This is a genomic window from Shewanella sp. SM23 (assembly GCF_025654295.1).
Lineage (GTDB): Bacteria > Pseudomonadota > Gammaproteobacteria > Enterobacterales > Shewanellaceae > Shewanella > Shewanella oncorhynchi.
In genome coordinates this window covers 485,131-509,980 of record NZ_JAKKRM010000001.1, presented here as the reverse complement: position 1 = coordinate 509,980, position 24,850 = coordinate 485,131, and the positions used below count along the sequence as shown (strand labels likewise).

Annotated in this window: 23 protein-coding genes and 1 riboswitch; of the genes, 2 read left to right on the top strand and 21 right to left on the bottom strand. The window is 43.8% G+C overall.

Going from position 1 to position 24,850, the window contains the following annotated elements:
• Window positions 1–64: 64 nt before the first annotated feature.
• The 7 genes from L5L98_RS02235 to L5L98_RS02205 form a co-directional block, all read right to left on the bottom strand.
• Window positions 65–457: a DUF6678 family protein gene (locus tag L5L98_RS02235; RefSeq protein ID WP_263138265.1), complete on the bottom strand. Its 393-nt coding sequence runs from the start codon at window positions 455–457 to the stop codon at window positions 65–67.
• Window positions 458–1,146: 689 nt separating this feature from the next.
• Window positions 1,147–2,463: a hemolysin family protein gene (locus L5L98_RS02230; protein WP_263138264.1), complete on the bottom strand. Its 1,317-nt coding sequence runs from the start codon at window positions 2,461–2,463 to the stop codon at window positions 1,147–1,149.
• 942 nt (window positions 2,464–3,405) lie between these two features.
• A complete protein-coding gene (locus L5L98_RS02225; RefSeq protein WP_263138263.1) occupies window positions 3,406–4,383 on the bottom strand; it encodes a transposase in 978 nt (325 codons plus the stop codon).
• Between the two features lie 404 nt (window positions 4,384–4,787).
• Window positions 4,788–7,622 carry an ExeM/NucH family extracellular endonuclease gene (locus L5L98_RS02220; protein WP_263138262.1) on the bottom strand — a complete coding sequence of 945 codons (2,835 nt, stop codon included), beginning with the start codon at window positions 7,620–7,622 and terminating at the stop codon, window positions 4,788–4,790.
• A 283-nt stretch (window positions 7,623–7,905) separates the two neighbouring features.
• The gene (locus L5L98_RS02215) at window positions 7,906–8,421 is read right to left on the bottom strand and encodes a GDYXXLXY domain-containing protein (RefSeq protein WP_263138261.1); all 516 of its coding nucleotides are present in this window, start codon (window positions 8,419–8,421) and stop codon (window positions 7,906–7,908) included.
• Window positions 8,421–9,584 (bottom strand): DUF4401 domain-containing protein, encoded by a 1,164-nt coding sequence (locus tag L5L98_RS02210; protein ID WP_263138260.1) that lies wholly within the window; start codon window positions 9,582–9,584, stop codon window positions 8,421–8,423. The genes L5L98_RS02215 and L5L98_RS02210 overlap by 1 nt, the downstream gene beginning before the upstream one ends.
• Window positions 9,571–10,668, bottom strand: a complete 1,098-nt coding sequence (locus L5L98_RS02205) for a DUF2157 domain-containing protein (RefSeq protein ID WP_263138259.1) — start codon at window positions 10,666–10,668, stop codon at window positions 9,571–9,573. The genes L5L98_RS02210 and L5L98_RS02205 overlap by 14 nt, the downstream gene beginning before the upstream one ends.
• 137 nt (window positions 10,669–10,805) lie before the next feature.
• Here L5L98_RS02205 and L5L98_RS02200 point away from each other — a divergent pair, with 137 nt between their 5' ends.
• Window positions 10,806–11,621, top strand: a complete 816-nt coding sequence (locus L5L98_RS02200; RefSeq protein WP_263138258.1) for a substrate-binding periplasmic protein — start codon at window positions 10,806–10,808, stop codon at window positions 11,619–11,621.
• A gap of 66 nt (window positions 11,622–11,687) precedes the next feature.
• On the opposite strand, the gene L5L98_RS02195 is transcribed toward L5L98_RS02200, so the two are convergent.
• From L5L98_RS02195 to L5L98_RS02135, 13 genes are all read right to left on the bottom strand, one after another.
• On the bottom strand, window positions 11,688–12,083 hold the full coding sequence (locus tag L5L98_RS02195) for a hypothetical protein (protein WP_105252761.1): 396 nt from the start codon (window positions 12,081–12,083) through the stop codon (window positions 11,688–11,690).
• A 327-nt stretch (window positions 12,084–12,410) separates the two neighbouring features.
• On the bottom strand, window positions 12,411–12,815 hold the full coding sequence (locus tag L5L98_RS02190) for a hypothetical protein (RefSeq protein WP_263138257.1): 405 nt from the start codon (window positions 12,813–12,815) through the stop codon (window positions 12,411–12,413).
• Window positions 12,816–12,847: 32 nt separating this feature from the next.
• Window positions 12,848–13,312: a GNAT family N-acetyltransferase gene (locus L5L98_RS02185; protein ID WP_263138256.1), complete on the bottom strand. Its 465-nt coding sequence runs from the start codon at window positions 13,310–13,312 to the stop codon at window positions 12,848–12,850.
• A 19-nt stretch (window positions 13,313–13,331) separates the two neighbouring features.
• Entirely contained in the window at window positions 13,332–13,937 is a 606-nt protein-coding gene (locus L5L98_RS02180) for a GNAT family N-acetyltransferase (RefSeq protein WP_105252763.1), read from the bottom strand.
• 383 nt (window positions 13,938–14,320) lie between these two features.
• Window positions 14,321–14,944, bottom strand: coding sequence for a 2OG-Fe(II) oxygenase (locus L5L98_RS02175; protein ID WP_173496565.1), 624 nt, complete (start codon window positions 14,942–14,944; stop codon window positions 14,321–14,323).
• Between the two features lie 193 nt (window positions 14,945–15,137).
• The gene (locus tag L5L98_RS02170) at window positions 15,138–15,635 is read right to left on the bottom strand and encodes a GNAT family N-acetyltransferase (RefSeq protein ID WP_263138255.1); all 498 of its coding nucleotides are present in this window, start codon (window positions 15,633–15,635) and stop codon (window positions 15,138–15,140) included.
• Between the two features lie 31 nt (window positions 15,636–15,666).
• Window positions 15,667–16,215 (bottom strand): NAD(P)H nitroreductase, encoded by a 549-nt coding sequence (locus L5L98_RS02165; RefSeq protein WP_263138254.1) that lies wholly within the window; start codon window positions 16,213–16,215, stop codon window positions 15,667–15,669.
• Window positions 16,216–16,400: 185 nt separating this feature from the next.
• Window positions 16,401–16,994, bottom strand: a complete 594-nt coding sequence (locus tag L5L98_RS02160; protein WP_263138253.1) for a DoxX family protein — start codon at window positions 16,992–16,994, stop codon at window positions 16,401–16,403.
• An 81-nt stretch (window positions 16,995–17,075) separates the two neighbouring features.
• Complete coding sequence (locus L5L98_RS02155; protein WP_263138252.1) at window positions 17,076–17,933, bottom strand: DUF6279 family lipoprotein; 858 nt, start codon at window positions 17,931–17,933, stop codon at window positions 17,076–17,078.
• Between the two features lie 192 nt (window positions 17,934–18,125).
• Window positions 18,126–19,238, bottom strand: a complete 1,113-nt coding sequence (locus tag L5L98_RS02150) for a phosphotransferase (RefSeq protein ID WP_263138251.1) — start codon at window positions 19,236–19,238, stop codon at window positions 18,126–18,128.
• Entirely contained in the window at window positions 19,238–19,891 is a 654-nt protein-coding gene (gene pnuC, locus L5L98_RS02145) for a nicotinamide riboside transporter PnuC (protein ID WP_105252816.1), read from the bottom strand. Before pnuC ends, L5L98_RS02150 begins: the two co-directional genes overlap by 1 nt.
• A gap of 46 nt (window positions 19,892–19,937) precedes the next feature.
• Window positions 19,938–20,198, bottom strand: a complete 261-nt coding sequence (locus L5L98_RS02140; RefSeq protein WP_028760297.1) for a hypothetical protein — start codon at window positions 20,196–20,198, stop codon at window positions 19,938–19,940.
• A gap of 96 nt (window positions 20,199–20,294) precedes the next feature.
• Window positions 20,295–22,514, bottom strand: a complete 2,220-nt coding sequence (locus L5L98_RS02135) for a TonB-dependent receptor (protein ID WP_263138250.1) — start codon at window positions 22,512–22,514, stop codon at window positions 20,295–20,297.
• Window positions 22,515–22,568: 54 nt separating this feature from the next.
• A riboswitch (TPP riboswitch) is annotated at window positions 22,569–22,707 on the bottom strand.
• A 197-nt stretch (window positions 22,708–22,904) separates the two neighbouring features.
• Here L5L98_RS02135 and L5L98_RS02130 point away from each other — a divergent pair.
• The gene (locus L5L98_RS02130) at window positions 22,905–23,585 is read left to right on the top strand and encodes a Crp/Fnr family transcriptional regulator (RefSeq protein ID WP_012196926.1); all 681 of its coding nucleotides are present in this window, start codon (window positions 22,905–22,907) and stop codon (window positions 23,583–23,585) included.
• A 67-nt stretch (window positions 23,586–23,652) separates the two neighbouring features.
• Here L5L98_RS02130 and tsgA read toward each other — a convergent pair whose 3' ends face one another.
• On the bottom strand, window positions 23,653–24,828 hold the full coding sequence (tsgA, locus tag L5L98_RS02125) for an MFS transporter TsgA (RefSeq protein ID WP_263138249.1): 1,176 nt from the start codon (window positions 24,826–24,828) through the stop codon (window positions 23,653–23,655).
• Window positions 24,829–24,850 lie beyond the last annotated feature (22 nt).

Sequence of the window (24,850 nt, the reverse complement as noted above, 5' to 3'; positions counted from 1 at the left end):
GACGTCTCAGTTTTGAGTGGTTTTAGCTTGAAAATAAGTAACTTACAGAGATAAAGTTCTTCAGTTAGATAAATTCTGGAGATTCATCCCTCCTCAGATAACCCCAAATCCGAAACATACCATTTTCTAGCGAATAAGGAATTGAATATTGGGCTAATTGCGCGCTTACAACATCAGAAAAGTCCGTCACTCGATCCGCCACTAATCGGCCTAGCCATTCTCTTTTGAATGGATCAACTTCTAACCACTCAATGGTTTCTGCTATTTCAAGTAACTCGTGCCACCACACAGCAGTAAAACCTGCATTAGGGTTTTCATCATAAATCAATTTGTATCGCACATAGGGAATAAAGTCTTCAGATCCATTTAATGCCTTTTCAAGCTCGCACCACTTTGTTTTATTCATTACAGACGAAAGCTGATGCTCGTTTACATACTTCAAAACTTCAGAATTCATTTTTTAGTGTCTCAAGCGACTAAGTGAAAAACTAAATGATATAGCTTTAATAGATATATATTGCCAATAAAAACTAATTAAAATGACAGATAAAATGATGGGCAATAAATTAGGCCATCCATTTTAAATCGTGGAGCGCTTATTGGTTTGACCTACTCATATAAGCTTGCCATCGTATTTGCTCGTCGACAGGGTGAATAGAAACCTAGGGATTCTAAGTTTATGAATGAGAGCCATGGAGGGCGAACGGTCGTATCGCAAATCACCACGGCTCACCTTTCGAGCATTCGCGTAACCTGTAGGTTTAAAAGGCATACGCAACATACTTTTGGACAAAACCTTGTTAGATAATTCACTCTGCTTAGTCAGATTCGGATTAGCTATTCTATTAGTAACGTCTCTGTTGACTGTAAATTAATCAACTCTCGATATTACTAGTCGGAATAGGCATAGCAGGGACATGAGATTTGATTAATCTCAAGGGAAAAAGCGCCCCAGAATAGCTGCAAACGAGGCGTTGGGGATATCGTGAATCAGTCTGATTTAGAGTGATTCACGGGCACGATTTTTAGTAAAACAACCATGAGGAAATTTATGGCTAATGCTCGACTCACCGAGCAGGTTTAGTTGGTTGCTCTTTAGACGTGTTTTTTGCACTAAAGCTGACAACTACTATGCTTTTGAATTTATCAATCAACAAATATAGATTCTTCTGAATCATCAGCATCAGGTAACATTTGAGCAAGGACTTTATCTACCCTTTTACCGTCCATATCCATAATTTCGAGTCGCCAGCCTGCAACTTCAACAATATCTGTGGTTTGAGGTATTTTCCCTAATTCATACATTAAAAATCCATTTAGCGTTTGATAACGCCCATCCTCTTCATTTGGCAATTGCTTTATACCTAAAGCGTCTTTTAGGTCAAAAATAGGGATTAGACCATCTAGTAATAATGAGCCATCTTCCCTTTTTATCACCATCTGATCATTCACATCTTCCTGTAAAAACTCACCAGTCAGTGCATCCATCATATCTTGAAGCGTTACCAGCCCTTTCAAATCACCATATTCATCAACAACAAACACCATCTGCGAGCCTGTAGTACGAAAATGCTCAAGTAGCTCCATTCCAGATAAGCTGTTGGGTACAAAGTTACAATTCTTAACGAGATCCACCAGTTCTAAACGTTCACCCGCGATAGACTGTGAAAGGAGTTGTTTAGCTGAAATAATACCCACCATATCATCAACATTGTTACGACAAACAGGAAATCGTGAGTGCGGAGACTGCATAACAGTTCGCAGATTTGCATCAAGAGGCAGGTTTAAGTCGAGAAATACAATATCAGACCGTGGCACCATCAATGAAGAAATAGTACGTTCATCTAATCGAAAAACATTTTTAACCATAGCATGTTCATTGTGCTCAATCACACCAGCGGATGAACCTTCCTGCAACATTGCCTGAATATCTTCCTGAGTCACATTGTCGTCAAGTCTATGCGAAAATCCCATTAGACGCATAAGAGCATGAGTTGAACCAGATAACATCCATACAAATGGTTTGGTTGCTATTGCTAGAAATACCATTGGTTTAGCCATTAGACAGGCAATACTTTCCGCACTGACTTGACCAATTCGCTTGGGAACTAACTCACCAATGACAATTGACACATAAGTGACAATGATAACCACTAGAACGGTTGAAAAGATGTTGGTTAAATCTGGACTTAGACCAAAAGTCTGAAGCCAAAGTGACAAAGGTTCGGCGAGGATGGATTCACCAAATATTCCGTTTAAGATCCCTATTGATGTTATGCCTATTTGCACAGTTGACAAGAATTGCGTTGGATCTTCTGCCAGTTTGAGCGCAGCTTTAGCAGTGCTGCTACCGCCATGAGCAAGGGCTGTTAGCCGTGACTTGCGAGCAGTCACAATGGCGATTTCCGACATAGCAAATAAGCCATTTAACACAATCAAACCAATAAGAATAAAAATTTCCATAGTCGTGGCTCTGGGTTCCGCTTTAAGTTGAACAAGAAAAAATGAATAGACAATTGATACTGAAACTCAATGAGCTCAGCTAAATATCGAAAGATAGCTTAGATACAACTCATGACATAATCTTCTTAAAAAACAAAAGAATATAACGAAATGACCGTTCCCAGAACGGGCTTGGGGTATGATTTGAAATTCTCAGAACAAACCATCTACTACCTGCTATCAACTTTTTGATTAGCCGTGTATTTGATTGTGTAGAAAGTTGTCTTAACTCATTGAAATAAAGGGAAAGACAATGTTTATTGATAATGGCTGCAACAACTGAAGTTACAGCGTATCGTCGGTGAGGGTCCATAATCCTACATAAAAAAGTGATTGTAATTCGCATATTAAACGAAAAGAGAGAGTTGTAAAGTATTAGTAATTAACATAATTAGTACGGATACTTAAGCTCTAATATTAAAAAATTATAGCTTAAGTGTATGAGTAGCGAAGACTACTTAGGTCATCAGTTGGACGGAGCACTTACGTTTTTACCTTACTTAAGCACACTAAGGTTAACAAAAATTTAAGAAAAACACCTAAATTTTAATGAAGCTCTAGTTGATTAGAATAAAACCAAAAGGCATAGTGCGCACATAGATTTTAACCGTTATCACATTAAAGTGAATTTTTGCAAAGTGTCCTTATCCTATCTCCAATAACAGTGGCACTGAGTGAAAGCAAAATCTGGCCACCCATTTTAGATCAACAACATAATGCACTTTTGGTTTGTCTACAACTTGTACGAGCTAAAATTGCTTAAATAAGAGTCATCAAAAATTGAAGGACTAAAGCTGAGGCATAAAAATGAGCTTACTCATTAAAAAATAGTGGATTTAAGACATGCTAACCCACCCAATAAAACACATGGGCAGAGATTGGTTTAGTTAAGCAGGATCACAGTTAGTTGCTGTGAAAGTGCTGACAGCTTGCGGCAAAGTGCCGTCGTCGCTTTTCTAGATGTTCACAGTAATCAGTGAGTGCTTGCAGCGTACCCACCGGACCATGAAATAGCTTGCCAAACTCAGTAGTGAGCTTGAGCCAATTGTCATGTGGGATATTTAATCTTGCCAGTAACTTAGCGCTATTTACACTGATTGCCCCACGTTTGTCGCTTCGAATAATTCGGCCTGTATCATCGACCAATTCAAGGTAATCCGATAATAAAAACGCAATGCCATTGGGCTGGTTGTCGCGCTCATTACCGATAAAAGGCAGCAGATTTTTAGGCTGCTCACCTTTTAATGCGGCACGAATACGCAACTGGATACTGGTATGGTCGGATTGTTCTGGTGTATCAGCCAGTTGCGCTCTAATAGGATTCAAATCAACATAGGCCATACAAGTTAAAACTGCGGCTTCATCGAGTAGGGCTTGCGATTTAAAGCGACCTTCCCAGAAACGACCTGTACAGTTATCTTCTTGATTCGCTTGTCTTGCGATGGGTTCGTTGAGGCAGCGCATAAACCAACTGATATCACATAAACGGCTGCGATAAATGGCAATTGAATGCTTTAATCTGTGAACCTCATGCGCTTCAACTAACTCACCTTTGGCGAATTTTTGCGTTAATTCATCGCCTTTAAACAGCTTATGCCACTGCTCAAGTACTTCGTGGTCAGTCCAACGATTGGCGCTGTCGATATCGACCCGCAGCACCACATGCAGATGATTGGACATCACAGCAAAAGCCGCCACATCAATAGCAAAAACCGCTTCGAGTTCAAACAGTAGCGATTCTACCCAAGCGCGGCGATGGTCATAATTTTTTCCCGAATAGGCATCGTCACCACACAAAAACGCACGCCGCACAACGCGACTACAGCAATGGTAATAGGGTGTGTCTTCAACACTTATCTGAGTTCTGCGAGGGCGAGGCATACAAACCTCCTTGTTCAATGCTTAACCAAAGCATAGTCGGAGGTTAACAACTGCGCTATTTAGGCTGGGTGTCCACTTTTACTTTTAGGATCTTTCCCTATTTAGACTGGGTGTCCACTTTTAGGAATAACTTGTTTCGGGGCAATAGCTTTTTAGCTAAACAAACAGCGAAAGAGTTAGTTAAAATTGGCATTGTTGCACCTGTAACCTTCTAAAACAGGGATATTTTATTAGAGCCCTCAGGGAGGCTTCTTGTTAAATAAAGAGGTGACGAGTCACTGGGGAAACAATGACAATTGATGCGTCACAACTGACAACAACTTTATTTTGCTTTTAGACAAAAAGAAAAGCCCGCGGCTGCGGGCTTGGCGTCACTTAAAAATCAACGGAATACAAAGACTGACTTAACGATACGTCAGCGTCGTGGTATCCGTTAACTTGTCGTTATCTTTAACGGTCAGTTCAACAGTGTGTTGTCCACGGCGGGCAAGGCGGAGTGCCACTTGACCGTTAGCGCGGGTGCCATTGTCGAACGTCCACTTATGTTGCTTGATCACGCCATCGGTATCATAGCTAGTCGAGATAAACATATCGACGAACAGTAAATTGATACGCTGAATTTGCGCAACGGGTGGTTGTTTCACGTTATCAGCAACCACTGTCACCATTTGCGACGTGCTATGGGTTAGGCCGTCGTTATCAGTCACAGTTAGCGTGACCAGATACTCACCGCTTTGGCTGTAACTGTGAGTCACTACCTCACCCATTGCGACGGTATTATCACCAAAGCTCCACTCAGCTGACACGATTTGTCCGTCGCTGTCGGTTGAAGTGGATGTCAGTTGTACCGCAGCGCCATTCACCACTTGAGTGAAACTGGCCACTGGCGCGGCTTTTTCCGCTTCGAGCAAGAGTGAAATCACCACAGGATCGTGATCCGATGAGCGATAAGCATCACTTGCGAATAAGTCTTGGATTTGAGCAGGCGTCTTAAACTCTTCGTTGTAATCCAATACACGTGGTTCGTCGGTATTGATATGCCACTGCGTCACATCCACCACTTTATCCACCAGGGCAGCGTTTGCTAAAGCATGGTCCAACTGACCCGATTCAGCCGAGAACACATAGGAATAAGGATTTGGCTTTTCAAGTTTGGCAAACAGCTCACTAAAGCCTGCATTACCTAACGCCGTTAATGGATCTTCCTTCGCATAGGCGTTCAAATCACCAATCAGCAATACGCCTTGATCTGGATATTGCTCGCTAATCCATTGACCTGCAGCCGTCGCCGCACGGGTACGAGTGATATTACAGTTGCCTTGACCGTCGTTAAGATCAGGTTCGCCCGCACATTCACTGCCCTTAGATTTAAGGTGATTAACCGCAACAACCACGCCTTCTTCACTGCCGTTCACGCTAAAGGCTTGCGTCAGCATTGGACGGTTTTTGCTATCGTCAAACAGGGGCTGTTGATCGCTATCTAATGGCGAATTGGCACTGGATAAAATACGCGCAGCGCCCTGCGGCGTGACTTTATCGCTGCGATAAATCAAGCCGACTGTGATGGCATCGGTGCCAATCGCATTCATGCCTGTTGGCGCGATATAAACGTAGCGCGCTTCACCCACAGCGGCATTCAAACCTGCGACTAAATCGGCAATGGCTGAATTAGCGCCGAAACCATCGTTTTCAATTTCCATCAAACCAAATACGTCGGCACTAATGCCCACCATGGCACTGACAATCTTCGCCTTTTGACGCTCAAACTCGCTTAAGGTATTGGCACCACGCGCGGTTGGGAAACCTGCACCTTGGCCATCACCATTGAAGTAGTTAAGCACGTTAAAGCTAGCGACTTTTAGATTACCCCCCTCAACCAATGTGGGCGCAACTGGGCGTGGGTTTTCAGCCACAAAGTTCACTGTTCCGATTGGCATAATACGATACAGATTAAAGCCATAGTGCATTACACCTGTGAGCGATGTGGCTTTATCGCCTACACGCACAGTGTTTGATGCGCTCAAACCAGGAGCGGGGAATTGCACAGGATCAGGATTCTGCGCCGTTAAACCGTCATCCAATAAAATACTGTCACGTTGGTTGGCTGCGCTCACCGCCAGCGCATCCGCGCCCGGCGCAGCCACCTGCGTACCAATAAAGTGGCGCTGACTGCCTAATGAAATCTCGCCATAACGGCCTAGGTTATAGACTTCATTCACCACTAAATCTTGGCTGAAACGAACCCGCATGCCCTCAAAGGGCTCAAAATCATCACTGCTGTTAACAGGTAAGGTCACTAGCGCGGCCGTTGGTAACGTTTGTCCTGTGGCACACAACTTGTGATCAGATAAAGTCGTTAGTTCAGTTAAGCCTTGATATTCAGTGACTTTGGCTTTTAAACGAATACGATCGCCTGCCACATAAGCTGTGGGCGCAGTGCCGGTATATACAAACACACCTTCCGAGGTTTGGGGATCGCTATCGGCTTCATTATCGGCCATTTGTACAAAAATGCCCTTAAGACCAGTTTCTTGATTACTGACGACAACCGCCTCAACCACTAAAGTTTGACCATTAAGAGGGCTGGCAGCGCCCGCGCCTTGGAGCGCATGAATTGCTGTGGCTTCTTCGCCGCACACTAAAGAGCTTGGTGGAGGGTCGACTGGATCGGTTGGCGTACCCGCACTGAACTTACCAAGATCAGAAACATCGTCCTTAGCAAAACCTAGCCAAGTGCTAAAGCTTACTGCATCAGTACTGATAGGATCGGCAATCAGCAGATCAGGATTACGGCGCAGGGTATTATCTTGAGTGGAGAGATCACCACTGCCCCACTCGGCACCGGGATCAACACCGACTTGGCCTAAACTATCAATGACTTGATTTTGATAGGTCAGTTCAATCGCATCGTCGCCGTTAAAGAAGCTGGCGCTACTCTGTTGATTTGTGACCGCAAGGATATCGGCAGAAGAGTCATTATCGGCAACCACATAAGTCGCCCCCGCCGCTAATGAGCCAGTGAGCGCAATGGTCGTGCCGACATTTGTGCTGCCATTAAAATAGAAGCGCAATTGGTATTGGCTTAAATCAATAGCGCCCGCGGTTGGGTTATACAGTTCGATAGCTTTATTATTGCTGCTGCCTTCGACGTATTCAGAAATGATCACATTATCCGCGCCATGGGCAAGCCCACAAACGCTGCTGATGGCTAACGCCAGCACAGTTTTAGTGTTAAACATTGAGACCCCTAAATGTATTGTTTTAATATTTGGTATTTAATTGATGCGCTTAGATGCTTCAAGGTGATATCACCTCGAAGACTGACAATACTATAGGCGGTCAAGGTTACAAATTGGTTGCATCAAAGTTGCAACTTAAGGTGGATATTATTCGTGCGATTTAGCGATCAGAACTAGGAAGAAAGCAGTACGGGAGATGCTGGCCGCACTACACAGTGCGGCCAGAGATAAATCTAGGTTAATCAAGTAAGCAGAACAAATGGATGGCAATCCTGACATAGGGTTATAAGGGCTGAAGCTTTTCATCGAGTAAACTGACGAGCAGTAACTCACCTTGCAAATTCACTCTAAACTCACCGTATTTAGCTGCACTAAAATGATCGGCTTGTCCTTCTTCAAAGAAAAAGCTGTTCGATGCGAGCTTAATTTGATTACCACGGACACGAAACTGCACTCGTAGTTGATCTTTACCGAGTGCTTGGTCGGTATAAAAGTCCACAAAACGCGCCACTTTTTGCCCATCGACAGCCAGCAATAACTGCCCCTGCATTTGTTGCGGCGCTAAGGCGCTACGCACATCGCGCGCAATGGCATATTCAAGCGCCATGTAATCACCCTGCATTAATGAGCGCGGATCGACCGGTGCTAATGCAAAACGCACCACTTGACCGTGATTAAGCAGTTGTTCGAATTTGAAAATTCGCCAATTCACGCCAGCGAGAATCGCCACTGTTATGAACAGTACGAGCCCAAGCGCCCATTTATGTGAAGCCGACAGTTTGCCCATCACATTGCCCATTACACAGTCTCCTTGGCATTTTCATTGGCAGGAAATAACCGCCACATCACTAACCTTGTCACCAACAGCAAGGCGCCTAAGCCCATCAAATAACCAGATTTAAGTAACAGAGTCGTTTCTAGGGAATAATAATACCCGCTGACAAATAACAGCGCCGACACCATTCCCATACCTTTCAACCAAGACTCGTTGCAATAATGGCCAAGCAAGATCAATAGAATAGCTGTTGATAAACCCTGCATAGGTAAGGATAAACCGCTAACGATGACTAAACCGATAACACACCCTAGCGCCGCTGGTGAGCTTAGTGATTGATGGCGCTCGCGCAAGATTGTCACCAATAAAAATCCGCAAATAGCGAAAATAATCAACAGATGAGTCAGTGTCAGCCACAGGCTTTGCTGCCAAGGGCTAAATAAGGCTTCAAAAATACTGTCCATACTAAAAGCGTGCATCAACTGCAACGAAAGCAACGCGAGTGCGAAACCATAGATGAGCATCCGAGCCCTGCGATAATGACGCCCGAACTGATTGATATTTAATAACACTAGACTAATGACTACGGCAAAAAGGCTTGGGCTAAAATTGAGCAGTTCAAATTTTGCCATCAGGCCAATCACGCACCAACTTAAGCAAAAAGCGAATACAAACTGGGCTAGCCCGTGGGCAATCAAGCCCCACAGTACCAATGTAATACCCGCCATACAGAGATACCATGTGAGGCTAAAATCATTGTTAATTAAATCAAATAATCCCCATGCCACACTGATCAAACCACTCAAACAGGCGGCAAAAGCAAATTGTTCAATAAAAATCTGTTGCCGCGGTAAAAAATACAGCCCAATCCCCAAGGCTAAATAGGTTAAGCCGATAAATAAAATGACATCTTCTTCAACATGCTCAAAAATGGCACCAAACACTGCCATCATGAAGCTCAATAAAAACAACGCCGCTATCCAAGCAGCAAACGCCTGCATAGTGGCAATATACCAAGGGATATCATGGTCTTCTGGCATTTGAGCTGCACTAACATTGCCTTCGGCATACAAAGCTTGCCAGAGTTTGATTAGACTTAACTCACTCGAAGCGTCGATTGACGTAACACTATCAGTGCAGGGTCGAGTGATCATTTCGCTATCCTGTAAACCATTATTGTTGCTCATGAACATCTCCCACGCCCACGCTCCCTTGGGTGGCGATTCCTACAAACTGTGGTTTAAGTTTCCGGCTTAGCTCCCTCAACCAAATACTCAAACCTGTGCTTGCCAAAATGATATAAAGCCCAATAAACAAAAATCCACCTATGGGGTCATTATCCTCAAACATCAGCTTTATCAGTAACGCGGCGCCTACGGCAATCAAGCTAAAACCGCCCAAGGCCAAGGGATATATGCGTGGTAATCTATAACGAAAAATAACGAATCCGAATATAAGATGGGCAAAATAACCACAGAAAATCCCAGTGCTGAAGCTGTCACGTTCAAGGAAATCGTCGAAAATAAGCCAAGTGATTAACCAAGTAAAACAGCCCATAGCAAACAATGAACAAACATATTCAAGGATTGGCGCATGCCAGCGCCCCGCGACTTTGTTGTCTAAAAGTACGAAAGCATAATAGATAATTAAATTCAAACAGATAAAGATCAGCAATTGTCCTTGAGCGCCCCAAAATAATCCCCAGAAATGGGAAAAGGAATCCAGAAATATCCCTATGCTGAGGTTTAGCAATCCCACCAGCAACAGCCACAAACCATCAAATCCCGCCACCCAAGCAAAGGGTAAGATAACGAATGCCCATAGCGCAAATAACTGCCAAGGATCGGCGCCCGTTTGATAGGTTTGCCCAACTAACGCTAATAAGCCACCAACTAACACACTTGCGGCCAGTAGCACGCCATTGGCGGTCGTCGCACCAAAAGTGCTGTCTTTACGATAAGAACTAACAGGGGAATAAATATTGGCACGATAATAGAGCCAAGCAAATGCGCTGATAGCGAGTATTATCGCCACTTCAATCAGTCCAAATTTGGCAAATCGCCCCAAAGATTGCCAATTATAGGCAAAGAAAAAAATCACCCCACAGGCAAAACTTAACGCACCGAACCAGAGTAATAAATGAGCAATTAAGCGACGCCAACTCGACCCATCCGGCAAGACAGTCACCTGTCGATAAAGCTTATTCGCCTGCTCTTGCGTGATATGTCCCTGTTCAACCCAACCACACACTTGAGATTTTATCTTGCTCAATGTGAAATCTCCCTCATCCTGTTTGCGCTAGCTTACTATGACAGATTTAAAATTCGCACTTTATCGACAGCATTGAACAAATTAAATTGTGTATACTTGTAAAAAATCATTCATGCTAAAAATAACAAGGGGTGACTATGATATTGAGCCAGTTGTGTCGTCTACTCTTTTGTTTAGCCTTAAGCATTAGCGCATTTACCACGGCTATCGCCCAAGATAAAGTTCAGTCGCCAGCGATTCCCGAGTCAATTCCGACAATTCATGTCGGTGGTTATCAATTTGCTCCCTATGTCCATCAACAACAAGACAGCCGTTACACAGGTCTCACACTCGATATCATTAATGCATTAAATCAAGTACAACAAGAAGTGGTCTTTAAATTTGCCGTCACCAGTATTGAGCACAGATATAAAGCCTATTCCTTAGGTCGATTCGACATGATGCTCTTTGAGAATCCCGCTTGGGGATGGCAAAAAATAGCGACTCAGTTTATTCCGCTACATATGATAGATGGTGAAGTCTTTATTGCACTTAAAACTAAAGCTCATAACCAAAGCTATTTCAAAAACTTAACCAACAAGTCAATTGCGTTCATCAAAGGATATCACTACCAGTTTGCCCACTTTGAAACCGATGCGAATACGCTGGCAAAGCAATTTCGTCCCTTGTTCGTCAGTCACAATAACGCCTCTATCGAAAGTATTCTACGTGAACGCGCCGACCTAGCGCCCGTGACTAACTCTTACTTACAGTATTATTTAAAGGTTCATCCAGAAGAGAGAAAATTACTTTTAATATCAGATGAATGGGACCAAAAATACGCCAATGGCATTTTACTCAACCCCAGTTCACAGCTCGATAGCAAAAGGCTCTCACACTGGATTGAACTGCTCATCAATAATGGTAAACTCGCTGAACTCGCCGCCCAATACGGTATTCAATTAACCCCATAATTCACTGTTTGTTTTTCAAACTCTTACGCTTCAATCGCGATGATTTATCAAGTTCTCATGAGCAATTTACGCGGCAGACAAGAGTGGCCCTAACATAGCCAAAATACCAATGAGTAAGAAAATCAGCGCTTGCACTATGATCATCTGACCACTATTTGGTGGACTCAGAGTGGCAATGTAAAACTGCCAAATCGCAAAGATCCCATAGTTCATCCCGAGGAATAACAACAGGCTAAAGGCATACATCCCAGGGATTACCTTTAGTGCACAGGCTAAAAGTGCAGCCGTTGAAACCACAAAAAATACCGATTGGCAGTGAAATAAGCACAGTAGCATTTGCTTGCTTTGCTGTGACACATTCGCCTTCAAGAGTGGTGCTAATAAAACCCGCTTACCATAGATTAAATGGTACCCACAGACTCCAGCACTCAAAACAGTCGCTGCCATTATTGTTAATACCATAGTGCTCCTATTTAGTACTCATATTTGATTATCTTTGAATATCGTAACGGAACTAAGAATTTAAAACTGAGGAGAATTTAAACCGAAGGCTTAAATACTTGGCCATGTAACTAGGACCCTAAAAACTGCGGTTGAGTTTCAGCCGAGCTAAAATAAGCAACTTGGTTCTCAGCCCCTAAACCAAACGGGGCTAAAATCTATGGGGAAACCGACTCAATATGAATGACCCCATCAGCTCCTTAGTGCTTGTACTTTAACGCAAAAAAGGAGCCATCAGGCTCCTTCTCTTCACAATCCGTAAACGATTACCCTGACTAAAACCTACGATTACATCGTCGCCATAGTCCAATAATTTAAGCGCTTTTGTGGATCGGCTAACAGGTTTTTACATTCTTCTTTATATTTACCCATTAACGCACCTAAGTTGCTTGCCCCCCCTAAGCTTTCGATTTGACGGGCTTTAGCATCGGCAACCGCTTGAGTGACCTCTGCTTCAGAGCTGTATTTCTTAGCTAAATTCTCAGACTCAATTTTAGAACTTTTTAAACGCTCACCCACGGCCTGCATTTGTGGTGCATTCATCGCGCCAATGGCTTCTGAGCTAATTTGATAGTAAGCGGCACATTCAATGGCTTCTTTACTAAACGCTTTTTCTGCTTCATCAGCCCAAACTGCAGTACTGGCACTTAAGACTAAACCACCTAATACTAACGTTTTTACCTGAGTTAACATGTTACTTTTCCTTTTAATCGCCATAAATAAACCTACTCAAGCCCTCGGTGGAGCTCAAGTTCGTAGATATAAAAATCTTGGTTACACACAAACCCTAAACCTTCATACAAGCCCTGCGCGCGCTGGTTTTTTTGCTGTGTTTCTAACATCAAATAACTCATATTATGCGCTTTGGCATAACTGGCGGCCTGTAGCACTAATGCCCGCCCAATACCGACACATCGGGCATGTTGAGTCACATACACATCATTGAGGATCAACATAGGGGCCAAACGTAACGATGAAAAACTGGGATACATTTGAACAAAACCTAATCCAAGCCCTTGATTATCCTTAGCTATAAATATCACCGATGAGCCATCTGACACTCTTGAATAAATAAACTGCTCCGCAGCCGCGAGATCATCCCTACGCCCATAAAACTGTCGGTACTCATTGAATAACACTGCAACCTCATGGACATGAGTCACATCTACTCGAGTTATGATGCTTGCCATGGGCTTTTCCTATTTATCATTAGAGTGTTGGCGGTCGTTGTCGCAATCGAAATTGCAGACTGTTTTTCACCGTTGGCCACTCGGTATCAATAATGGAATACACCACGGTATCGCGGATAGTGCCGTCCTTAAGAATCTTATGATTTCGCAATACACCATCTTGCTTAGCGCCCAGTCTTGCAATGGCTTGTCTCGAAGCTTGGTTATGCCAGTGGGTACGAAACTCAACGGCAATGGCGTCTAAGGTTTCAAAAGCAAAGGTCAATAACAGCAGTTTAGCTTCAGTATTAATCCCAGTGCGCTGGGCACGTTTAGCATACCAAGTGTATCCAATCTCAAGACGGCGATTATCAGACTCCCAGTTGCAAATTCGCGTGCATCCGACGATTTCCCCTGACACTCTATCCCGCACCGCAAAGGGAAAACTCTGGCCCCGCGCTTTTTCTTCGAGTGCTTTAGCCACATAGAGCTTCATCTCAGTTGGCTCAGGGACACTGGTAAACCATAAACGCCAAAGTTGACCATCTGTGACGGCTAGACTCAATGCCGCCACATGGGACAAAGATAAGGGCTCAAGTACAATATGCTCACCACTTAAACAACCTAAGTTATCTTCACAGCCCACAGTATCGCCTCCGTTAGATGATAGAAAAGTGTGTCGTAGCGCACGTTTTTATCTAGCCTAACATTAAACGAGAATAAAAAAACACCCTATTTTCAGCATGATTGGACAAATTCATTCCATTTTCGGCGGCTTAGATTACCTAAAGCTTAAGAGTGTAAAAAAATTTGAAAAAATGAGTACAAGGCAGTTAAAACAGGTTGGAATAAATACTGCTGCGGAAGAACACGCCGTGATGGCCAATCAATATCCGAGAAATAGCCAATGACATTGCGCAGTCGCGATAAGTGATTGGTGATGACCAAAAGCGGCAATCGAGAGCAAAAACACCTAAACCAGTGGGCAGCATTTAGGCGTTTGTTATCTGGTGAAGTTAAAAGCTAAAGTTAAAAGCCATGCACGCTGTTACTGACCCTAAACCAGCCCGCAATACTATTACGCTGGGCCAAGGTTTTGGTCACCTCATGGGGAAAACGCTCACTGAGGAAAATCACAAAATGGCCCATTTTAGGCGCGATGCGCTCAATCTCAATATCGGCTTCATCATAGATAATCAACTCACCACAATCTGCCGCTTTCCAGTCAGGATTTAAGAAAAACACTGTGGTTAAAATACGATTTTGGCTGCCTTTTAGCGCATCAACATGTTTTTTATAAAAGGCCCCAGGCTGATATACCGCATAGTGGCTTTCATAATCGAATAAGCCCATAAACAAGCGACGATTCAAGCCATTTTTGAGTTGTGTCATCAACTCAAGATACTGGGCATCAGGCTCATTTTGCTCTTCTAGCCACTGTATTCTGTCACGACGAATGTCTGGATTTAAGTGCTGTTCAGAACCTCGACCAATAGAGGCAGCTTTTAATTCATATATTTCAGTTGATTGAATTTTTTCCAATAGTACTTGGCTAATACAGAGAGGAACTAAGTCAGATAAAAAGATATAGCCTTTGTCTACCAAGGCATCAGCGATCACGTCCAGCATTGCTTCACTTAATTGCGAAACCATTATGCTACATCCAAAAAAGGGCTACGCTTTTGCTGTACTCAAGGGCTCAAGGAGGGATTAAGTGAGCCTGATTTTCGAGGGGCGTCGATAAGAGATATGATTGCCATATCTCAACGATAAATTTTGCGAAATTCTAGAATAAAGAAGACGGAATTACAATAAAATAAAAACCTATATAAACAACACGTTAACGTTAACCAAACAGTTCAACAGGCGCATCATGATCACTAAGCTGCAAACAACGCTCAAAGTGTAATCCAAGTTTGTTCAGCAAAGCTTTTGAAGCACTATTATGGGCACTCACAATCGCGACAATACGCGCTATTCCTAGGCTTTTGCCTAAGTCCATAGAAGCTTTAGCCGCTTCGAATGCATAGCCCTTGCCCCAATATTGCGGCAAAAAAGCATAGCCTATATCGACATTGTCCAGTGTCGGCCGTTTGATTAAACCGCAGATGCCAATAGTGAATCCATTCTCGGCGAGCACTACAGCATAAAAACCAAAACCGCACTCGGCATAACTTTTCATCGGTCCATTGACGATATAATCCTTAGCCTGCACAAGTGTGCGTACTCCTCTATCCCCGATATTCTCTATAAAGCCTTGGCTATTGAGCAAGACTAACATAAAAGAAGCGTCGGCTGGGGTTAACTGCCGCAGGATGAGTCTAGGAGTACGCGCAACTTGCATAGAATTTCTCCACTAAAAAAGAGGGGCGGATTTATAAATAACGGACGTACTGACTGCCGTCCTTTTGCGGTTTCTTAGGAGCAGTAACGGCTGGCGTACCCACATACAAAAAGCCGACAATTTGATCGTGTGGCTCAAGACCTAAAGCAACATTCACATTCGCATCAAAGGCAAAATCCCCTGTACGCCACACTGCCCCTAAACCTAAGGCAAAGGCAGCCTGCTGCATCGCCATGGTCGCACAACCCGCTGCAATAAGCTGTTCAAGTACGGGGACTTTGGGATGTTGCTGCGTTTTCGCCACGACAGTAATCACCATAGGCGCACGCATTGGCATGCCCTTAGCTTTATTGACAAAATCCTCGTCGGCGCCGCTCGCTTTCGCTGCCTCAACAAAGATATCTGCCAAGGTATCTAACCCTTTTCCTACGGAAATAATAAATTCCCATGGTGCTAGGGCGCCATGATCTGGCACACGAATGGCAGCATCTAAGATGATTTTTAATTGACTCGCATCTGGAGCAGGAGCAGTTAATCGTGGAGTTGATTGGCGAGTGAGTAAAAGTTCAATAGCGTCCAAGTTCTTATCCTAGTTCGATATAAATTGCGCTCAAGCATAGCAAATTGCTGACAAAGAGGCATAAAAAAATCCCACCGCTTGAGTGGGATTTAACTTGTTGAGTGCACTTACCATCGAGTGTACTTAAAAATTAAATGCGCTTGAAAATCCGATGCAGTTAACAATTGAGCCCGCTTGAGAAAGACTTACTTAATCCTACAGCGCTTAGCGATGAAATAATCTAGGCTAGTGTAACGACCACCGCCTAAGGTAAAAAGTGTCAACAACATAATAAAATAGGTGATCGCAAACTCAATACCATTATTAAGCACAGCAAAATTACCTGAACTGGTCAGCCAGTCATAGTTACCGTGCTCCTGCAATAACTCTTTGGCTTTTATCAGTTTATCCCCTGCCTCAATCACTCTGTCATTCGCAAGCCAAGAACTACCATCGGCAATCGCTAACCAACCATTTGGCCAATGCACAGTCAATGCGGCGACCAACATAGTGACCATTAAAGGGATTGAAATCAGTCGCGTCGCGAGCCCAAGCAGTAACAAGATAGCGCCAAAGAACTCAGTTCCCGCCGCCAGTCCTGCCATTAACGCCGACATTGGCAGACCTAAGCCCCAATCGGGATTGGCAAACCAAGCAACCGTATCTTCAAAGTGAGCGAGCTTGTTATAGCCTGCTTGCATTAACACAGGTGCAAGGTAAATCCTAAGGGCTAATGGCGCTAAGCCTTCGAAATAGCGGCTCATATTGAGTAGTTTCTGGTAAAGGGATACGAGTGGCATAAGGTCTCTATTTAGTCGTTAGTAGGCTGATTTATTGGCTTGCAGAAATAGACCCTAGCAAGGCAATAAATCTTTCATGACCTAGGCTTCTTTTTCAATCGCTTCCTGATTCAGTTCCTTGAGATCTTGAATGAGCCCACCTAACTTTTTATAAAAATGCTTAGACTGCTGCTCCGATAAGCTCGCATTCATCGCCAACAACAAAGTCCCAAATGCCTCAGTATTTTTACGTAAAAACACTTTATGTTGTTCTGACTTAAGCTCATCGGGCTGCGTCATCAGCAAGGTTAAACGCTCGGTTAATAATGTTTTATCGGCGCGCTGACCCAGTGCAACTTCAAACTGGCGTAACCATTCGTGTCTGTACTCAAGCCACATATCTAAGGTGGATAAACGCTGTTGATTATATTGGTGAATAAGCACTTTTTGCTCCACAGTTACACTTCCAAGCCAATCATCAAATTGGGTTTGAAGGTTTTCATCGGCATCTTTTTGTAACTGTTCAGGGGTTTTTCCCGCAAATTCTTTAACGAGCTCCTGCTCTTCCTCCCGTAATTTTGTGAGGATCTGCTTCACCTGTTCATCGGACAAAGACATTATGATAGGTAGAAGCTCGGGCAAGGCGAACTCAAACAATCGAAACCAATGCCGCTTAGCAATATTCACATGATCTGCCCATAGCACTGGCGTTAACGTATTGGTTTTTATGAGGCCTTCGACTTCGGTCAATTGCACCACATAATGAGCTAACTCTTTGGATTGATGCCAAATGACAAATTTTTCAATGAGGGCATCAAATGCCTTTTGCTGAGATTTATCTAAGGTAACATAATCCTCTTGCTCCCAGCCGATGGCCCAGTCAAGGAAATGGTAACTGAATTTAGTGGAGCAGGCGCTTAAGCCTAAGAGACACACAAGTAGCATCACGCCTTTTTTCATACTGAATAATCCATCCTAGAATTGTTGCTAATAAGACGCTTGAGACTATATAAAGTTGCTTTTTATATCAAACAAGTTTGTCTAATAAAGGTTTTCAGTATGTTCTACCCGCATGTCCCACCATAGCGCGGTCAATGCCATAAGGGAATGAACCATTATCATCAGATGGAAACTAAGCACACGCAATAATGACTATTTGGGGGTGATCAGCGGCCAGAAGCAATCAAACCAAGCAAGGTAGTCGGCGCTACGACTGGGTTCTGTTTGCGCTGCCATCAATAATGCCCAGTAGCAAGCAAATACCCAATACATGTCAATAGCGGCAGGCACTGCCGTTACGGCTTGTGCAGTAACATAAGGATGTCCACTCAGATACTGTTTCACCAAAACACTTTGCTGATAGGGTGTTAACGCATGGGTCGCTAACACTACAGCCAACTCACACAGTGGATGCGACGCCGTCGCATACTCAAAATCGATACAACACAAGCGGTTACTTTTGAGTAACAAATTATGGGGATTAAGATCGCGATGGCAAAACTGCGGCTTGATTATGCAGGCTGCTAACTCATCACACCAATGTTTGATTTCAATTTGAATTGCAAGCAGCTTAGCCACCCGCTCATTCCAATCGTGAGTATTGCTATCACCAATATCACTACCCTGCTTCAATGGCACAGGTCGCCTTAATACTGGCTCACTAAATGTTGCAGAAGTCTGATAGGCAAGCATTTGCTGGTGATATTCCTGCCACTGCTCAGTGATGCTAATAGCATAAGGCCCTGTAGGCAGATCGCGTAATTGCAGCAATAACGCCAATAGCAAACAATGGGCTTGGTTAGGGTGCGTTTCTTGTTCTGCTGCCGGATACTGTAAATAATTAAACGTCGATTGCCCCAGCACAAAATCAGCAGCACTCGTTTGGCGCTCTAACGCTGGCCAGTGGATTAAGACCTCGTTTTCAATATCGTCACTTTCAATAAAATCACTTTCAATAAAATCACTGAGGTAATAACGCTCATCTTCGCTCACCCACAACAGTTCAGGAGCAAGTTTAGCTTGAGCCAATTGCTGCCAGTAAAAACGCTCCTGCTGGCGGTTGCAAAAACTGTCCGCCGCATCCGCATTCACCCGCAGCACATAACTGCCTGTGGGCGTAGTGATTTTATAGTTGTGATTACTTAAGCCGCCCGCAAGCTCATGAATACTTAACACGTTAACTAGCCCTGCACTTTTGAGTATGGGGTAAAGTGCTTTGAATAGCTCGCCTGCTGAGCGTTGCATCGAGGCGTTTATATCGAGCATTAACTGAGTAACTTCAAGGTATTAGCTTCACGGGCGTCGGCTAACGCGGTTCGCCACAGGAAATACCCCACGACCGCCAGACCCACATAAAGCACGAATAACAAGGATGTCAGCATCAAGCCTTTGCTGAGATAAAGGTAAATCGACACTATGTCGATAACTACCCAATAAAGCCAATTCTCAAGTACCTTTTTTGCCACTAAATAAGTCGTCATCACGGCGAAACAGGTTGTCGCCGCATCAAGATACGGGAATGCGGCTTGGGTATACGTCGCCATACCGTGACCAACCAAAAGCGAAATCACACCCGTCGCTGCCATCAACTTTAAATGGGTTTTCAATGGCCAAGTGGTCACTTTTACGCCTTGATGCTTATCACCACCTTGGGTCCAGAGCCAATATCCATAGAGCGCCATTGCCATGTAATAGACGTTAAGCACAGACTCCATCAGTAGCGACACCTTCCAAAACAACACAGTGTAAATGGCGGTACTGGCAAAGGCCGCCGCCCAGCACCACACACTGGCCTTCATCGCCAGCAGTAAATATGCCATCGCCAACAATACCGCGAGGGCTTCCCATACTGTCATCACATGGACTTCACCAAAGGCCGTATTAACGCTCTCGACCAAGGTTAACCATAAATCTGTCATAGTGTTGTTCTCATTGCCTATTTGTCGCTTACATGGCGGTCAATCATTATTCGCTGTGGGCTAAATTCAGCTCACCACCGATAAACTTACACACAAATACCGCCTTGCCCCACTTCTCATGGGCCGCTTGCATCTCGGTCGCTAGCATAGTCATCACATCTAAATAATCGCCGCACACTTGAGTTGCCATCGCATTAGTCACGCGCTCGATATTGGGATAGCTATCCACGCGGCCAATAAACCACTTGATAGGATCGAGGTAATTTTCATTAAAGGGATACATGCTAATTTCTGCGGTCAGTTTCATTTTAATTCCTTGATATTCTGAAGTAAGGCTGTAGCCCAAACACTGGGCTACAGTTCAGTTACACTTAAATGATTGTGCTCACTTTAAAATGAGCTATTACATAAACTTAACGTTAAAGGTTACGCCAACCTGACGCGGATCGCCGTAACGAATATATTGCTTTTCCGCCCAACCGTTATCTGGCTCATTGCCAAAATAGAAGCCACGCACACCGTATTCTTCATTAAACAGATTGCGTCCCCATAAATATGCCGACCATGCGCTCGCCTCATAACCTACGCGGGCATTGACGATAGTGTAGGGTTCAGAGCGGGATTCATTGCTGTCTGAATAATAGAATTCACTCTTACCGCTAAGATTCAGGTTAGCAAACCAACCCGAATTAGCACGATAAGTCCCGCCAAGGCTGTATGTAACATGTGGAGAATGGGCTAGATCGCGGCCAGTTAAATCCACCTCAGTGCCATATTTGTCCTGATACTGGTAGTCACCGTAGGCCGTTTCTAACCAACCTAAGCTTGAGTAAACTTGCAGATTATCCGTGGCATACCAGGTTGCATCTAACTCAGCGCCATAGTTATTCGAACTGCCTGCATTTTCAGTGAACAAGATAAAACGCTGTGGTTTATCGGGATCTTGCTGTGATGCAGCCACCTGTTGATCTTGTCTGTCCATATAGAACAGCGCCAAATTAGTATCGATAAGTCCCGCTAACCAATGGGATTTAAGGCCGATTTCATAGTTATAGAGCGTCTCAGTACTAAACTCTTTTTTATCGTTCAATTCGACGGGCAAAGTCATGTTGAAACCGCCCGCCTTGTAACCGCGTGCGACTCGGATATAAGCATTGTGTGAGTCGTTCAGCACTTTACTCACAGCAATATGACCGCCCCACATGGTTTCGCTCGGGTCGAAATTATCGTTATTCGTATCAGAGTAATGACTGTTGCGACGCTCTAAACGTAGACCCACAGATAAAGCATAATTTGAGCCCAAATCCGTATCAAGCTGGCCAAACAGTGCATAGTTTGTCGCCTCATACTCTGAGTCTAAGACTTCATCCGGCCAAGCATTGTATTCAGAATACAATTGGTTATCTTCTTTCAGATTCATGGCATACACACCAAGCAACCAATCAGTACTCTCTGCAAAAATACGGCCCTGCTCGGTAGAACTTAGGCGAAACTCTTGCGACGCGGTTTTACGCTGACCCGTTTTATCCCAAAAATAATCGTATTGACACGGCGCCAGATTGCCATTGTCATCATTGCATTGCTTAGAGGCCCAATATTCTGAGTTAGCCCAATCGCCATCGTAACTGTAATGGTGATCGGTATTCGCAAAAGAGGTTAACGAAGTTAATTCGAAGTTTTCTGCGCCAGAATAGGTCGCTTTAAAACCCGCGCCTGTGGTGCGTTGGCTATCGACACCCGGTTGATCCGATGTTGTCTGAGTTGGTGAATTAGTTAAACTCCACACATCATAGCCATTATCAAAATCGGCATGCAGCACAGTTAAATCAAACTGCAAATCATCTGTCGCATACCAGCGCAGCTTAGCGCGGCCGCTGAATTCATCGCGACCATTGGTATCATCACGGCCTAAATACAGGTTATCGTGGTAACCATTTTGCTGATGTTGCTGCATTGACACACGATAAAGCAGCTTGCCAGAATCCGTTAATGGGCCAGAACTGAAACCGCTAAACGTGCGTAAATCATCATCGCCTAACGACACTTCGCCGCCATGTTCAAACACATCGGTGGGATCGTTACTTTTCAGATAAATCAATCCCGCTAAGGCATTCGCGCCGTAACGCGTCCCCTGCGGTCCACGAAGCACTTCGACCTGCTGTAAATCGTACATACTCGACACCATACCAATACCGGATAAATCGATATCATCTATGATGTAGCCCACGGAAGAATTAGGTGCACCTTGGTATTGTTCCTGCTCCCCTACACCGCGAATTTGAAAATATTTCGGCCGCGAGCTTCCACCTGACCAGTTAAAATTGGCGATAGAATTAAGCAGATCTTCAAAGTGTTGCGCACTTTCATCTTGAATTTTTTGACTGTCGATAACGGTAATGCTTGAAGGCATTTTTTCTAAACTTGAACTGCGAAAATCCGCCGTCACCACCATGACTTCCATCTCAGGGCTGGGATCAGGTTTATCGATAGCGTCGGTTTGTGCAAAAACAGGGGTGCTCAGCGCTGCGGCGATGGCTAATGCCAGCGGCGCTCGGGCTAAAAATAAGCTTGGCGATACGGTTGAAAATGGGGATTGATGGTTTGACGTTTTACGGTTTGACATAGGACCTCAAATATAATGTTTGAGATCCGGCAACGAATAAGCGATTCAGAAGTGTGCTGTTAATTGGCCCATTCCTACGCCGGTATTAGCCGGATCAGGTTCTAAGGGTTCGTCAGATGACATCTCAGTTTGCAGCCGTTAACGTTAAAATCAGAGTAACATTAATGCACAACAAACACCCCTTGGCGGCGCCTAGTATACATGACGGAAATAAAAAGTGGGCACTCTTATCTCTGCGATTCAATTAAATGTCGCGAAAACCACTGCCCTTCAGTTCGTATGATGAAAATGTCTTTAGTAGCCGCCTAAATCCTTTCGTCCATTTGACCGCCTATCATGATAATGCTATAGAAGGTCGCAATTTCGAACACAGTAAGAGGATCATAGTCGATGCAGCTAAAACCTTTATCGAAAGGACGTTATAGCCAGCGATGGGAGCAAGACTATCCACTTATTGAAGCGGTTGTACTTAGCTGCATCAGCGAAATAAAAATGCTCAAAAAAGGCGCTCACCTCATGACGCAGGGGGAAGCGATGGCATCACTTGTATTGGTGAAGCAAGGTCGCGTATCACTCGGCCATACCGCGAGAAATGGTCGGTGTTTTCAATTAGGTACTATTGATTGTGATTCACAGCTGTTTGGCGAAATGGAGTTCTTCACCCAGTACCACTGTCAACTAGACATTATTGCCAGTGAACCCTTAGAAATCATGTTGATTAGCGCTGAAAAACTGCAACATTGCCTCGGTCAACACCCTCAACTCGCGCTATTTTTCGCTAGTGCAATTGCGATTGACTACCAAGACACAGTGGATATTTTTACTCGGCGACTGCTCTATCCCATCAGTTATAACGTGGCATTTGATATTTACCATGAATACTTAAATGACTTGCCCGTAGATGGCTTTAGTAAACGCTATTTAGAGGCTGAACGATTTGGTACTACCGACCGAGTCTACCGTCGGGCACTACAAAATCTTGAGGAACGAGGCTTAATTGAGCGGAAAAAAGATGGCATTCGGATTTGTGATCTCAACGCACTCAAGAAATTTGTTGAAGCAGGTATATAACCGCTTTCAACATAACCCACACTCGACTTAATTTAACAACCGAGTGTGGGATGGATGCACAGGTAAATTAACTTACCGATGGCGAGTGTTGTTCCATAGCCGATTTCATCCGACTTGAAACGATCAATAGCATAAATATCGCTGCGTAAAGCAGAGGTATCACATACATCACTGTTTGTAATCCGATAATACGTTCAAAGAAAGAACTGATGGCTGGGCTAAACATCGCCCCTGCACTTCCGCTAATAAGAATATATGACACATTTTTGCTGCTAGCTTTTTTTACAAAAGACACGCCATAAGCAATAAATGCATTATAAAGCGCGGCACACACAAAACCATAGCCATAGGTTAAATAAGCTATCCAATTAAGATTATTGGTACTGACAATGGCAGCGGTGATCACCATAGCTAAAGCAATAATACCGACTAAGAAATGGTGAATTTTTACACGAGTCACAATCACAGTCGAAATTAACGCACCAATTAGCGCAGCGGACCAATACTGGGTAATAATATTACCTGCATCTTCAAACGGAATATCAAATTTTTGTTTTACAAATAAAGGTGCCCAAGTTAAAAAAGTATATAAAGCCAGCATTCCTAAAAATAAACCAATACCTCCACTAATAATGCCGAGATTCCATTCAGACTGTTGTTTCTCTTGTGTTGTAGAAGATTGCTCACAAATAGAGAAATGAGTGAACAAGGTAATAATGACTGTACCGAACGCCACTAAACCTACGGCTAAATAGCTATAACTCCATGATAATGAACTTGTTAATGCATAAGTCGTTATTAATGGAAAAATAACGCCTGCAATATTAAACGTTGCATCTTGCACCACTAACATTGTGCTTTGTAATTTCTCTTGCCACACAGACACCACAATCGTACCAGCAATACATAGACCGATACCGCCACAAAAACCAATTAAGGTCATTGCTACCATCACAGCTTGTAGAGAACTGGTTAGATGTAAAGCCAGAGCAGAAAGAGCAACCAGACTGTAACTTATCAAGGTCATTCTTTTGATACCCATTTTTTCAATAAAGAAAAATGCTGCAATCGTTCCCGCGAGTGCACCGCCATTAAGCAATGAAAAAATTGATGCAACTTCGTTAACATTAGCGGCAAATTTCTCAGCTATGGGTTCAATCAACATCCCAAATTGGGTCGCAAAGCCCGCCATAATAAAATTGGCGAGAAAACTGATGGCTGTTAAAGTAATTTTATTATTCATTATGTCATTCCATAAGTGAAAT

Bases quoted from the DNA above. Each gene is read 5' to 3' on its own strand.
- L5L98_RS02235 (WP_263138265.1), bottom strand. From the start codon at position 457: ATGAATTCTGAAGTTTTGAAGTATGTAAACGAGCATCAGCTTTCGTCT.
- L5L98_RS02230 (WP_263138264.1), bottom strand. From the start codon at position 2,463: ATGGAAATTTTTATTCTTATTGGTTTGATTGTGTTAAATGGCTTATTT.
- L5L98_RS02225 (WP_263138263.1), bottom strand. From the start codon at position 4,383: ATGCCTCGCCCTCGCAGAACTCAGATAAGTGTTGAAGACACACCCTAT.
- L5L98_RS02220 (WP_263138262.1), bottom strand. From the start codon at position 7,622: ATGTTTAACACTAAAACTGTGCTGGCGTTAGCCATCAGCAGCGTTTGT.
- L5L98_RS02215 (WP_263138261.1), bottom strand. From the start codon at position 8,421: ATGGGCAATGTGATGGGCAAACTGTCGGCTTCACATAAATGGGCGCTT.
- L5L98_RS02210 (WP_263138260.1), bottom strand. From the start codon at position 9,584: ATGAGCAACAATAATGGTTTACAGGATAGCGAAATGATCACTCGACCC.
- L5L98_RS02200 (WP_263138258.1), top strand. From the start codon at position 10,806: ATGATATTGAGCCAGTTGTGTCGTCTACTCTTTTGTTTAGCCTTAAGC.
- L5L98_RS02195 (WP_105252761.1), bottom strand. From the start codon at position 12,083: ATGGTATTAACAATAATGGCAGCGACTGTTTTGAGTGCTGGAGTCTGT.
- L5L98_RS02190 (WP_263138257.1), bottom strand. From the start codon at position 12,815: ATGTTAACTCAGGTAAAAACGTTAGTATTAGGTGGTTTAGTCTTAAGT.
- L5L98_RS02185 (WP_263138256.1), bottom strand. From the start codon at position 13,312: ATGGCAAGCATCATAACTCGAGTAGATGTGACTCATGTCCATGAGGTT.
- L5L98_RS02175 (WP_173496565.1), bottom strand. From the start codon at position 14,944: ATGGTTTCGCAATTAAGTGAAGCAATGCTGGACGTGATCGCTGATGCC.
- L5L98_RS02170 (WP_263138255.1), bottom strand. From the start codon at position 15,635: ATGCAAGTTGCGCGTACTCCTAGACTCATCCTGCGGCAGTTAACCCCA.
- L5L98_RS02160 (WP_263138253.1), bottom strand. From the start codon at position 16,994: ATGCCACTCGTATCCCTTTACCAGAAACTACTCAATATGAGCCGCTAT.
- L5L98_RS02155 (WP_263138252.1), bottom strand. From the start codon at position 17,933: ATGAAAAAAGGCGTGATGCTACTTGTGTGTCTCTTAGGCTTAAGCGCC.
- L5L98_RS02150 (WP_263138251.1), bottom strand. From the start codon at position 19,238: ATGCTCGATATAAACGCCTCGATGCAACGCTCAGCAGGCGAGCTATTC.
- pnuC (WP_105252816.1), bottom strand. From the start codon at position 19,891: ATGACAGATTTATGGTTAACCTTGGTCGAGAGCGTTAATACGGCCTTT.
- L5L98_RS02140 (WP_028760297.1), bottom strand. From the start codon at position 20,198: ATGAAACTGACCGCAGAAATTAGCATGTATCCCTTTAATGAAAATTAC.
- L5L98_RS02135 (WP_263138250.1), bottom strand. From the start codon at position 22,514: ATGTCAAACCGTAAAACGTCAAACCATCAATCCCCATTTTCAACCGTA.
- L5L98_RS02130 (WP_012196926.1), top strand. From the start codon at position 22,905: ATGCAGCTAAAACCTTTATCGAAAGGACGTTATAGCCAGCGATGGGAG.
- tsgA (WP_263138249.1), bottom strand. From the start codon at position 24,828: ATGAATAATAAAATTACTTTAACAGCCATCAGTTTTCTCGCCAATTTT.